The following is a 12,008-nucleotide window of genomic DNA, read 5'->3' as shown; positions in this document are numbered from 1 at the left end:
AGGGAGCAGGAAGCACGAGAGGGTGGCGTGGTACGGCGCAGCCGTGCCACGGGAGATGACAAATGCGCTCGGGGGAAAGGGGGCGGAGTCAGAGCGTGGTCGGTACCCTGCACGCGTGGCGCAGACACGCACGAGAGAGCAGTTCGTCGTCCTGTGCGCGCCCGGCGCGTACAAGGAGTGCATGAGCGCGCCCCAGGCCGCCGCGGCCATGGCGCGCGGGGCGCGACGCGCCGGGGCCGTCACGCACGAGCACCCCATGTCCGACGGCGGCGCGGACTTCGTCGAATCCATGCTCGCCGGTCGCGGCACAATGCTCGATGCGCGGGTCCGCGGCCCGCTGGGCGATGCGATCCACGCGAGGTTCGGGCTCCTCGAGCGGCGCGCGTTCCTGCAGCTGTCTTCGGCGGCCGGCATGCGCCTCGTACCGCGCGATCGGCGCGACCCGACGCGCACGACGACCTTCGGCGTGGGGGAGCTCATCCTCGCGGCGATCGGGCACGGCGCGAGCGACATCACCATCGGCGTCGGCAACTCCGCGACGGTCGACGGGGGCGCCGGCGCCCTGGCCGCGCTGGGCGTGCGGTTCTTCGACGAGCGCGACGATCCCATCGAGCGCCCCACCGGGGGCGACCTCGGACGAATCGTGCGTGTGGACCCCTCCGGGATCGACGCGCGCGTCGCGCGCGCGACGCTCACCGTCGCGTGCGATGTCGACAACCCGCTGCTCGGCCCCGACGGCGCCGCGACGACTTTCGGGCCGCAGAAGGGCGCGACGCCCGCGCAGGTCGCGCTGCTCGAGCGAGGGCTGGCGAACCTCGCCGCGCGCCTGCGCGATGCAGGATTTGATCCGCGCCCCGACGAGCCGCACACCGGCGCCGCCGGAGGGTTCGGCTTCGGGCTGAGAACGGCGATCGGGGCGGCGCTCACGCCGGCGATGGGACTGATGCTCGCCTCGTGCCCGTTCGATCGGGAGCCAGCGATCGACCTCGTCCTGACCGGCGAGGGTCGGATCGACGCGCAGACCGTCCGCGGCAAGCTCCCGATCAGCGTCGCGAAGGCGGCCCGTGCCGCGGACATCCCCACCGTCGCGCTCGTCGGGGCGATCGGCGACGGCGCGGATCTGTGCCTCGACCCCGAGCACGCCATCCGATCCGGGGGCGGCGGGGCGACCGTGGGCGGGCTGGCGGACTACGCGGTGATCACACCCCCCGGCATGGATCTGGACGAGGCGCTCCGCAGGGGGCCGGAACTGCTCGAAGCGACGACCGAGCGCGTGGTGGGGGAGTGGATCGCGCGTCGCGTGGAGTGAACCGCGCGGCCGAAGACCCTCCCCCCGCCCCCTCCCGCGAGCGGGAGGGGGAGATCTGCGCCCCTCGCGCCTGTGCCGCTAGAATCGCCCCCTATGCCCATCCGCGACGAAGACATCGTGCGCCTCTCGACTCCGAAGATGACCCGCGCCGAGGCGGTCTACATCCCCGAGATTGTGAAGGGGTTCGGCGTGACCATGCGCCACTTCTTCACCTCGTTCGGCCAGGGGCGCACCTCGCGCACGTTGCAGTACCCCGAGCAGCGCCGCGAGGACCTGCCCGTCGAGAAGGGCGGCATCAACGTCTCCAACTTCCGCGGCTTCCACCGGCTCAACCGCGACGAGTCGGGGCGCGTCAAGTGCGTCGCGTGCATGATGTGCCCGACGATCTGCCCCGCCAACTGCATCCACATCGAGGCCGCCGAATCTCCCTGGGACGACCGCGAGAAGTACCCGGCGAAGTTCGAGATCGACGAGCTCCGCTGCATCTTCTGCGGCATGTGCGAAGAGGCGTGCCCCGTCGACGCGATCGAACTCACCCCGGTCTACGACATCGTCGGGCTGACGCGTCAGGAACTGATCTTCGACAAGGAGAAGTTGCTGACGATGTACGACGTGACGATCGACCGCAAGCCGATGTGACCCTGACAAAGGCCTTTCGGCGATGACTTAGCCCACCTTAGAGGTGGGTTTTTCTTGTGCGGGACGCGCCATGGGTTACGGGCTCGATCCCCGCGCTCGGCGTCGCGGCGCTGCTGGGGCGGGCGCAGCGGCCTTGCCCAGAGAAACAGCTCTTCCAAGTCCGGTGTCGCGCGGTGTAAAGATCGCGTCCGAGCCATTTTCCCGAGGGCTTTTTTCGTTCGGACGCCGCACTTTGCAGTATGCTCGGCGTGCCGCACCGGTCTTGGAGGGCCGGTCCGAACTCGAGGGAGAACCGTTATGCGCTTGATTCTGTGCTCTGCGTCCGTTGTGCTCGCCTCGTCCGCGTTCGCGGGCGTGCCGAACGATCTTCTGTACATGCAGGCGCCAACGACCGGAGCGGCGTTCATCTCGTCCACCGGGCCGGGCGGGGACTTCACCTTCGATGATCGTCGGCGCGCCGACAACATCGCGCCCGAGTTCGGGGGACTGCCCCTGCCCGCGCGGGTGTATCGCATCGACTGGTGGGGCGGCGACGAGAGCGGCGAGCCGTCGGTCCCGCTGAGCAACATCGCGAGTTTCAACATCCGCGCGTACGACTCGAGCGGCGCGGGCGGCGCGCCGGGCAGCATCCTGTTCGATCGCACGGTGGACATCTCGGCGACGAACCCGACGCCCACCGGGAGCACGGTCGGCCTCCTGGGCGCTCCCGCGTTCTCCTTCAGCTATGTCTCCGACGACGGGCCTCTGTTCCTCGCGAACGCCTCGTGGATCTCGATCGCGGCGAACTACAACTCGCCCCCGGGGTTCACCGCCGAGTCGTTCCAGTGGGCGGGCTCGCTCATGGGCGACGACCTCATCGCGCAGGACACCTTCAACGGGATGGGCTTCCAACTCTCGACGCTCTCGCGCCGCAACGCGGCGTACGCGCTGTACGGCGCGATCCCCACGCCGGGCGCCGCGGCGCTGCTGGGCGTGGCGGGCGTGATGGGGTCGCGCAGGAGGCGCTGAGTCTGAGTTTGGTGAGTCCGGTACTTCCTGGTGCCCCGGGTCATCCTTGGTGCCCCGGGGCATCTGCGCAGCAGTGACCCGGGCCTCGTCACCATACGCCCCTCGGTTGATGCTCCAGATCGTTCTTGATACTCTGTCTGAATGTCTCTTGGCGGACGCGGTTCGGGGCGTCGCTACGACCTCGCGGGTCACGCGCGGTTTCTGACTTTCTCCTGCAACGATCGAGCATCGCTCTTCTCTGACTCGCAGACGTATGCGAGGTTTGTGCAGCATCTCGAGTATCAGCGCGATCGGCAGGGAATCATGATCTTCGCATGGGTTGTGATGCCAGAGCATGTTCACCTTCTGGTGATGCCGCCTTCGTGGGAGGTGGCGCGCTTCTTTGTGGAACAGCTCAAGTCAGGATTCGCGAAGAGGATTCTGCGGGAATGGCGTGCGTCCGCCCATCCTCTCATGGCGTCCTGCGGCACCGCCGCAGGGGCCGCTGCGTTCTGGCAGCCGGGCGGGGGATATGACCGTCTGGTTCGTGACGACGAGGAGTTGCGAGAGAAGATCGAGTACACGCACCACAACCCGGTGAAACGAGGGCTTGTCCAGCGCGCGGAAGACTGGGAATGGTCGTCCGCGAGGTGGTACGCGGGTGATCGCGCGGGGGGTGTGACGGTTGATCGTGTGCCTTGGTGATGGGGCAAAGAACCCGGGTCACTGCTTCGCAGATGCCCCGGGGCACCGGATCAAATCTCTCGTATCTCGCTGACAAACCTTTCCGCCGCCTCGCGGACGCTCTTCGTCCAGTCCATTGCGCCCTTCTCGAACGCGAAGATCACCGAGCGGCTCGCGGTGATGAGCGCGCCGCGCCGGTCCGCGTGGAAGAGTTCACGCACGGTCTCGATCGTCCCGCCCTGGGCGCCGAAGCCGGGAACGAGGAAGATCTGTTTGGGCATCGCGGCGCGCATCAGGGCGGCGTCGGCGGGCTTGGTCGCCGCGACGACGGCGCCGACGCTCGAATACCCGCGCGCACCCACGCTGGATTCCCCGAGTGAAGCGACCATCGCGCCCACGCGCTGCGCGAGCGTCTCTCCGGTTTCCAGACGCAGGCTCTGCATTGCGTCGCTGCCGGGGTTGCTCGTGCGCACGAGGACGAAAAGACCCTTGCCGGCGAACTCGGGCGACGCGCCGGGCAGCATCGGCTCGAGCGTGTCCATGCCGAGATAGGGGCTGACGGTCAGCGCGTCGGCGCCGAACCTCGCGTACGCGGCGTGCGCGTAGTGGCGCGCCGAGACGCCGATATCGCCCCGCTTCGCGTCGAGCACGACTAGAAGCCCGGCGCTGGCCGCATGTGCGCAGACGCGCTCCATCGACGCGAACCCGGGTGCGCCGAATCGTTCGTAGCACGCGCTCTGCACCTTGATCGCCGGGACGGACCCGGCCACCGCGTCGATCACGCCCAGCGAAAACGACTCGATCGCGCTTGCGCACGATTCGGCGCTCTGCCCCTTGGGCGTGAGCGACGAGGGGAGACTCTCCACAACGGGGTCGAGCCCGACGCACGCGGGCGCGTCGAGGCGGTCCATCGCGTCGGTGAGCCGGTCGGCGAAGTTGGCGTTGCTGGTCGCGTTCATCGGGCCAAGGGTATCACGCCGGGCGTCCGCGGCCCTGCTCGTTGGCGAGGAGCCGGTACGTCTCGCCGCGGACGCGCAGGTGCAGCATCGCGAGGGCCGCCCGCACGGCGCGGATGCGCACGCCCGCGCGGTCGCCCGGGAAGTTGAACAGTCGCGCGTCGGAGCCGATGGCCTCGCGCGTGCGAAAGGCGTGGGCGATCCAGACGGTCCCGACCGGCTTGTCGGGCGCGTCGCCGGAGGGCCCCGCCACGCCGCTGATCGCCAGCGCGTGGTTCGCGCGCTGCCCGGTCGCGGCGACGAGCGCGCCCTCGGCCATCGCGCGCACGGTCTGCTCACTGACGGCGCCGTAGTGCTCGATCGCGTGGGCCGGAACGCCGACTTCGGCGGTCTTCATCGCGTTGGAATAGGTGATCCACCCGCCCAGCACGACATCGGAGGAGCCGGGGACCTCGGTCAGGGTCGCGCCGAGCAGGCCCCCGGTGCAGCTCTCGACGACGACGAGCGTCTCGTTGCGTTCACGAAGCGCGCGCAGGGCGGCGGCCGGGGCGGACTCGTCGTCCTCGCCCATGCACAGCGCGCCGAACGCGCCGCGGATCTGGGACGCTGCCCACTCGAGCTTCGGGTGCGCCTCGCGCGCGTCCCCTCGCGCGCGGATGCGGAAGGTCAGCTCGCCGGCGCTCGCGGTGACGCCCACGACGGGGTCGTTCGCGCGCGCGAGCAGGTCGCCCTCCGGGCAGGCCTTGAGGGTCGCCGCCGCGTCGCTCTCGGCCAGGCCCAGCACGCGGACGAGCTTGACGTGGAGCGGGTCGCGCGTGCGCAGCGAGAGCGCTGGCACGACGAGGCGCTCGACCATGGGCTGCATCTCGCGGGGCGGGCCGGGGACGCAGAAGACATCGCATCCGCCGGCGTGGCCCTCGCGATCGATCCGCCCGTGCAGGCCGGGCGCCGTGCCCACGAGGTTGCGCAGGCAGCGCGCGCGCGTGGGGCGCATCGCCTGGACCTTGTTGATCTCAGAGATGGCGCGCCCGCGCTGCGCGAAGAACGCGGCGATGTGCGCCAGCTCGTCGTCGTCGCGGATCAGCGCGTCGTCCATCGCCAGCGAGAGCGCGTCGCGCGTCAGGTCGTCGGCAGTGGGGCCGAGCCCGCCCGTGACGAGGAGCAGCGGGACGCGCTGCGCCAGCCGGCGCATCGTCGAGGCGATCAGGTCGAGGTCGTCGCCCACCGTCACGTGCTCGACCGGGACCGAGCCCAGCGTCGCCAGGCGCTCGGCGAGCCACATGCTGTTGGTGTCGAGCTTCTCGCCCAGGGAGAGCTCGTCGCCGACGGCGAGGATCGCGCAGGTGTCGTGGGTGGTCATCCGGGATCAGCGTAGGGCCGATCGGGGCGGGTCAGACGCGCGCCTTCTGGAGCCGCTGGGTCTGCTCGGGCGTCGCGTGCAGGGTTCCCTGCTGATCGGCTTCGTCGTAGGCCTCGTGCTCGTCGGCGCCCGGGCGGAGCACATCGAGCCCGGCCAGTTCGCCGGCGGTCCGCAGCGCCACGGTGTTGACGACGCCCGACTTGCCGAAGGGCATGCCGGCGAGGAGGACCATGCGCTGGCCCGGCTGCGTCCAGCCCTTCTCGAGGGCCATGCGATCGACCATCGCCGCGAATTCGGTGCGGTGCGCCGGCAGCGTGAGACACATGACGGGGATCACGCCTCGCAGAAGCGCCATGCGCCGGACCGCGGCCTCGTCGGACGAGTACGCGGCGATCAGCACCCGGAACTTGTTCTGCGCGAGCGAGCGGGCCATCTCGCCGGTCTGCGACCAGACCGCGACCATCGCGGCGTTGGTGTCGTTGGCCATGTGCCAGGCGCCGTGCGCGAGCGCCGCCTCGGCGTCGTAGATCGCGCGCAGACGCGCCGGGGGGGCGGCCATCTGGGGACCGTGGTGGATCTCTTCCTCGGCGGCCAGCGCGATGCGGCGCATCGTCTCGACGACCAGCGCCGGGTGCTTGCCGACGGCGGTCTCGCCCGAGAGCATCACCGCGCCGGCGCCGTCGAAGATCGCGTTGGCGACATCGCTCGCCTCGGCGCGCGTGGGGGTGGCCTTGTCGATCATCGATTCGAGCATCTGCGTCGCGACGACGCAGGGCTTGCCGTGCTCGCGCGCCATCGCGATCAGACGCTTCTGCACCACCGGCACCTGCGCGAGGTCGAGCTCGACGCCCAGGTCGCCGCGCGCGACCATGATCCCGTCGGCGACGCTGAGGATCTCGTCGATGGACTCGACCGCCTGGGGCTTCTCGATCTTGGCGATGACGGGAATGGGCTGGTTCGCGACGGCGCTGTCGCCGCCGGCGGGCTTGGCGATGCGGGCGGCGGCGGTGCGCAGCAGCATCTTCAGCTGCGCGACGTCGTCGGCGCTGCGCACGAACGACAGCGCGAGGAAGTCCAGCCCCTGCGCGACCGCCCACTCGACGCACTCGCGGTCACGCGCCGTGATCGCCGGGGCCGAGATGTCGCTGTCGGGCAGGTTCACGCCCATGCCCCGCTTGATGGTCCCGCCCACGGTGACGCGGCAGCGCAGCACGCCGCTGCGACGGTCGACGGCCAGCATGCGGATCTGCCCGTCGCCCAGCAGGACCCGCTGCCCGGGCGCGACCTCGCGCGTCAGGGGGGCGTAGGAACAGCTGATGACCGGGACATCGGCCTCGACCGGGCCGGGGGCCGGCGTCGGGGGCGAGCCGGGAGGCGCCGGGGCGACCGGGGTGCGAAAGACGACGTCCTGCCCGGACTGGACCTCGATGATCTCGCCCTCGACGGACGAGACGCGGATCTTGGGGCCCCCGAGGTCGCCAAGCACCGCGACGGGCTGCCCGAGCTTCGCGCTGGCGCCGCGGGCCAGGTCGAGGCGGCGCTTGTGCTCGTCCAGCGTGCCGTGCGAGAAGTTCAGACGCACCACGCTCACGCCCGACGCGATCAGACGCTCGAGAACCCCCGGCTCGTCGGTGGCGGGGCCGAGCGTCGCGATGATCTTCGTGAGCGAGGGGCGATCGAAAAGAGCGGCGGCGGACAGGTCCTTCATCTGATGCAATCCTACGGCCTCTCTTTATCGGCATTTGCGCCGTTGCGCATTGGACTGATGAAAAACACTTCGCCCGGCAGCGCCGCCGGGTTTCGGGTATCTTTCGGCCATGCATTCCCAGAGCAAGGCCAGTGAGGGGCGAGGACGCCCGGTCGCCGTCGTCACGGGCGCCGGGTCGGGCATCGGGCTGGCGACGGCCCTCGGGCTGGCTTCGGAGGGATTCGACCTGGCGCTGGTGGGGCGCAGGATCGGCCCGCTCCAGGAATGCGCCGCGACGATCGCGTCGGCCTTCCCCGACGCCGCGGCCGTGGTCAGGGCTTCGGATGTGGGCGACCCAGACGCCGCCGCCCCCCTGATCGGCGAGGTCTCCGCCCGGTTCGGCCGGCTCGATGCGCTCATCAACAACGCCGGGCACGCGCCGCTGCTGCCCATCGCGGACACCACCCCGGGCGTCCTGCGCGACGCGTTCGCGATCAACGCCATCGGCCCCGGCGCGCTGATCGCGGCGGCGTGGCCCCGCTTCGTCGAGAACGGCCGGGGCGTGATCGTGAATGTTTCGACTATGGGCACGCTCGACCCCTTCCCGGGCTTCTTCGCGTACGCGGCGGCCAAGGCGTCGGTGAACCTCTTCGCCCGTTCGATCGCCAAGGAGGGCGCCGCCCACAACATCCGGGGCTTCGCCGTCGCCCCGGGCGCCGTCGAAACCCCCATGCTGCGCGGGCTCTTCGGGACCGACATTCTCCCGATCGAGAAGTGCCTGCGCGCCGAAGACGTCGCGCGCGTGATCGTCGAATGCGTGCTCGGCAAACGCGACGCCGAGAACGGCGCCACGATCTTCCTGCCCAGCCCGGGGTGAGCCCGAACAATCCACGCCGCAAGGCGTTTCATACCGGGATCACACGAGCACAGGAGATCACCCTTGGCGAAGAAGACCCCAGCAGCGAAGAACTCCACCGCCCCCTCCTCCGTCGACGCGAGCAAGATCAACGCGATCCTCGACGCGCTCCACCACGCCTACAACGCCGAACTCGAGACCGTCATCAACTACCTCGCCGCCTCGAACAACCTCGACGGCGTGCTGGCGCAGGAGATCAAGGAATCCCTCGCCGCCGACATCGAGGAAGAACTCAACCACGCCAAGATGCTCGCCAACCGGATCAAGATCCTCGGCGGGCGCGCGAAGGGCTCGATGGAATTGAAGATGTCGCAGAGGGCGATGCAGCCCACCGACGACGCCACCGATGTCACCGCCGTCATCAAGGGCGTGATCGCCGCCGAGGACGACGCCATCGCGAGCTACCGCAGGATCATCGAACTGGCCGACGGCGTGGACTATGTCACCCAGGACCTCGCCATCGAGATCATGGGCGACGAGGAAGAGCACCGGCGCGAGTTCCTCGGCTTCCTGCGAGGGTTCGAGCGCCACGGGTTTGACAAGAAGTGAGAAGGCACGAGGCACAAGGCATGAGGCACGCGGGGGGAGGGAGCAGGAAGAAAAACGGGTGGCGTGGTACGGCGCAGCCGTGCCACGGGCGCTGCGTGATGTGGAATCACCGCGATCTCCCCCGCCTCCTCGCCCCGCTTGCGGGGAGAGGACGGCGAGCGCAGCGAGCCAGGTGAGGGGTGCGTGAAGAAGGTACGAGGCATACAGCAGGCGTGCGCGCACCAGCGGTCATTGACAGATCCGAACCCCTCACCCCGGCCCTCTCCCCTCGGGGGAGAGGGGGCCGGATCAGAGCGCGAGGGTCTCGCCGCGCTCGATTGATTTCGGCAGGTTCTTCGCCTTCGCGAGTTCCTGCGCGTCCATCGCGGTGCGCGCCGAAACTTCCAGCGTGCAGTCGGGCGCGCCGTCGGGGCGACGGGGGACCTTCACGCCCGCCGCCTCGAGCCAGCGCGCCGCGCGCTCGGTCTGGATCTGCGCGCACGACTCCGGGCTGTCGACGCCGCTGGCGTTCTTGATGGGCGCGAACTCCTCGACGCGCTGGGTCTCGAGCACGAGCGACTTCGCGCACATCGGGATCGCGTCGAACGCGAACATCTCGAGTTTCACCGCGTTGGGCGACGCCGGCTCGACGCGATCGCCGCTGTCGAGATCGACGAAGGGGACCTTCTTCTCGGCGCGGTGGTAGGGCAGCGCCTCGGCGCTTCCCCCCTTCGTCAGGCGGTCCACGAACGCGAGCGAGAGCGCGTGCACCGCGATGTTGCCGGCGCGGAACATGAGCGAGCCGTCGCGGTCGGTCGCGTGCGAGAGCGACTCGGGCATGTCGGAATACTCGATGATCATCGTGCGCCCGGCGGACTGGCAGAACACGCCGACCTTCTCGCCAGCGTTGGCCTTGGTGACCATCTTCGACGACATCTCGCCCGAGGAATCGGGCGCGTGGGCGTGGAGCCCCAGGAACACCGGGTCGACGACGCGCACGAGTGGGTTGTCGATCTGGGTGTAGCAGAGGTGCTCGACGCCGCGGGATTGCAGGGCTTCGAGCGTGCCCGACTGGCGCAGCGCGCGGAGCGCGCCGCCGTGGCCGTCGGGGTTGGTGGCGACCTCGTCCCTGGCGCTCAGCAGGATCATCCCGGTGCGCATGTCGAACGAGGGCAGCACGCCCTGGGGGAAGAACACGACGCGCGACGGGTCGAGCCCGAAGTGCCTGTGCTCCTTGAAGAACGCGACCGTCGCCTCGTGGTTGAGCGGGCTGGTCATGATCGCCCAGGGGATGTGGGCGCCGAAGCGCTCCTCGCTCGCGAGGATCGATTCGGCCAGCATCTGGAACAGGGGCTTGCGCGTGACGGCGCCAGCCGGGTAGCAGCCCTTGGGCCCGTCGAAGCCCAGGCGCGTGCCCTGACCACCGGCGACGGTGAACGCCGCGACCTTGCCGGCGCGGATCATCTCTTCACCGAGGGCGCGATAGCGGTCGCGCCCCCACAGCGAGACCGGCTTGTCGCGATCGTCGGGGTAGAAGGGCGCGGGCGTCAGCTCCGCGGGCGAGGCGAAGGCGGGCTTGGACAGCACATACCCCTCGACCAGCGCCGGGACTTCCGACAGCGGCAGCGACGCGATCTGCGTGCGCAACGCCCTCTGGCGATCGGGCGGCAGTTCCTCGTGGAACCGCAGCAGGTGCCCCTGCCCCACGCGCTCCAGCGCGGCACGCAGGTCGGCGAGGGACGGAACGGCGGCGTCGGTCTGGGCGGTGGCGCTCATGGACGGTTCTAGGTCGCCCGGACGGAAACCGCCAGTTTTGGGCCCGAGAGTGCGCGGATGGATGTAGGATGTTCGTGTCGCCGCGGGCGGCATGGTCGGGGACGACCGACGCGCGATGGCGAGGATGGAGGTGTTCGGTGGGAACCTCACGCAAGCCATGGATGATCGCGATCGTTGCGGCGCTCTGGACTGTGTCGGCGTTCGGGCAACCGCGGGAGGCGTCGGAGGAGGAAGTCGTCGCGGCCGCCGCCTTGTCGTCGCTCGTGTCGTTTCCGGCGAATAGCAGGATGATCGCTCGTCAATACAAGGCTGAAGAAATCGTAGCGCCAGCGATCGAACTCGCCTCTACTCATGAAGCATTTCGACCCGGAAGCGCTGCTCGTCGTGCCTTGATCCGCACACTCCTGCTTGCTCGGGATTCGGCGGGTAATCGAGCATTTTCGGTCCGATCGCCTTGGGGCGACTTTCTGCTCGGCGAACTCCGAGATGGATCGGATGACATCAAGCTCGAGATTCTTAATGCCCGACCTGGCGTTGAAGGGCCTTACAGTCCCGATGTCTGCGCCGTGCTTTCCGTTGTAGTCACGAATCCGGTGGAAGCTCGCAACCTCTTGGTGCTGCGACAGTCTCTTCTTGAAATCGGTCGCGCACAATGCAGTAGTTCTGTCGCGATGGACGCAGGTCTTCGGTCGTTGGTGGTTGAAGGCATCGGGCTTCTTGATCCGGAGATTCTGCGTGGCAAACAACCGACATTCTCACCCGAGATTGAGATCCCGATGCTCGCCGCGATGGCGCTGTTAGCGATTTCCCCAGAGCCCAAGCAGGCGCTCGACTTTCTCTTTTCGCTCAAGAGCACCCCGAGAGCGCTGGCGGTGCGGCGTGCTTTGGGCGCGGGACTCGCTCCCGATGGGCGGTTTGATCGGCTCGATCCTCATATTCAGCAAGAATGGCTCGATGCGCTTCTTACACTCATTCAAGAAGATGATCGGCCTGGTTCGCTTGGACAAGATGAGGCCTCGTTGCTCATCATGCTCGGCAATCGACAGCCGCGCTTCCGGCAGGATATTGGCAACCTGCTTCGCAAAGCCGTCACAGATCCAGCGACAGATACGCAGTCCCGCGACGCTATGCGCGGCACGCTTGAAGCGTGGTCTAAGCCTTAGTGT

11 protein-coding genes are annotated in these 12,008 nt (G+C 68.9%); 7 read left to right on the top strand and 4 right to left on the bottom strand.

From position 1 onward, the window contains the following. The first annotated feature begins 115 nt into the window (after positions 1 to 115). From KF684_12195 to KF684_12180, 4 genes are all read left to right on the top strand, one after another. Positions 116 to 1,309 (top strand): glycerate kinase, encoded by a 1,194-nt coding sequence (locus KF684_12195; protein ID MBX3353684.1) that lies wholly within the window; start codon positions 116 to 118, stop codon positions 1,307 to 1,309. Positions 1,310 to 1,402: 93 nt separating this feature from the next. Then, complete coding sequence (locus KF684_12190) at positions 1,403 to 1,948, top strand: NADH-quinone oxidoreductase subunit I (protein ID MBX3353683.1); 546 nt, start codon at positions 1,403 to 1,405, stop codon at positions 1,946 to 1,948. Positions 1,949 to 2,245: 297 nt separating this feature from the next. After that, the gene (locus tag KF684_12185) at positions 2,246 to 2,956 is read left to right on the top strand and encodes a hypothetical protein (protein MBX3353682.1); all 711 of its coding nucleotides are present in this window, start codon (positions 2,246 to 2,248) and stop codon (positions 2,954 to 2,956) included. A 141-nt stretch (positions 2,957 to 3,097) separates the two neighbouring features. Continuing rightward, positions 3,098 to 3,640 (top strand): transposase, encoded by a 543-nt coding sequence (locus KF684_12180; GenBank protein MBX3353681.1) that lies wholly within the window; start codon positions 3,098 to 3,100, stop codon positions 3,638 to 3,640. A gap of 50 nt (positions 3,641 to 3,690) precedes the next feature. On the opposite strand, the gene pyrF is transcribed toward KF684_12180, so the two are convergent. From pyrF to pyk, 3 genes are read right to left on the bottom strand one after another with little or no spacing between them, the layout of a single operon-like run. After that, positions 3,691 to 4,578 (bottom strand): orotidine-5'-phosphate decarboxylase, encoded by an 888-nt coding sequence (pyrF, locus tag KF684_12175; GenBank protein MBX3353680.1) that lies wholly within the window; start codon positions 4,576 to 4,578, stop codon positions 3,691 to 3,693. A 13-nt stretch (positions 4,579 to 4,591) separates the two neighbouring features. Further along, positions 4,592 to 5,935 carry a CinA family nicotinamide mononucleotide deamidase-related protein gene (locus tag KF684_12170; GenBank protein ID MBX3353679.1) on the bottom strand — a complete coding sequence of 448 codons (1,344 nt, stop codon included), beginning with the start codon at positions 5,933 to 5,935 and terminating at the stop codon, positions 4,592 to 4,594. A 31-nt stretch (positions 5,936 to 5,966) separates the two neighbouring features. Next, a complete protein-coding gene (pyk, locus tag KF684_12165; protein ID MBX3353678.1) occupies positions 5,967 to 7,643 on the bottom strand; it encodes a pyruvate kinase in 1,677 nt (558 codons plus the stop codon). 109 nt (positions 7,644 to 7,752) lie between these two features. Between pyk and KF684_12160 the strand changes: the two genes are divergently transcribed. Together KF684_12160 and KF684_12155 are read left to right on the top strand one after the other, a co-directional pair. Continuing rightward, positions 7,753 to 8,499, top strand: coding sequence for an SDR family oxidoreductase (locus KF684_12160; protein MBX3353677.1), 747 nt, complete (start codon positions 7,753 to 7,755; stop codon positions 8,497 to 8,499). 63 nt (positions 8,500 to 8,562) lie between these two features. Next, entirely contained in the window at positions 8,563 to 9,087 is a 525-nt protein-coding gene (locus KF684_12155) for a ferritin-like domain-containing protein (protein MBX3353676.1), read from the top strand. A gap of 288 nt (positions 9,088 to 9,375) precedes the next feature. Here KF684_12155 and KF684_12150 read toward each other — a convergent pair whose 3' ends face one another. Continuing rightward, positions 9,376 to 10,842, bottom strand: coding sequence for a UDPGP type 1 family protein (locus KF684_12150; GenBank protein MBX3353675.1), 1,467 nt, complete (start codon positions 10,840 to 10,842; stop codon positions 9,376 to 9,378). Between the two features lie 137 nt (positions 10,843 to 10,979). Between KF684_12150 and KF684_12145 the strand changes: the two genes are divergently transcribed. Then, complete coding sequence (locus KF684_12145; GenBank protein ID MBX3353674.1) at positions 10,980 to 12,005, top strand: hypothetical protein; 1,026 nt, start codon at positions 10,980 to 10,982, stop codon at positions 12,003 to 12,005. Positions 12,006 to 12,008 lie beyond the last annotated feature (3 nt).

Source organism: Phycisphaeraceae bacterium (genome assembly GCA_019636675.1).
Classification (GTDB): Bacteria; Planctomycetota; Phycisphaerae; order Phycisphaerales; family UBA1924; genus JAHBXC01.
The sequence above is the reverse complement of the archived record's forward strand: the minus strand, read 5'-3'. Positions and strand labels throughout refer to the sequence as shown.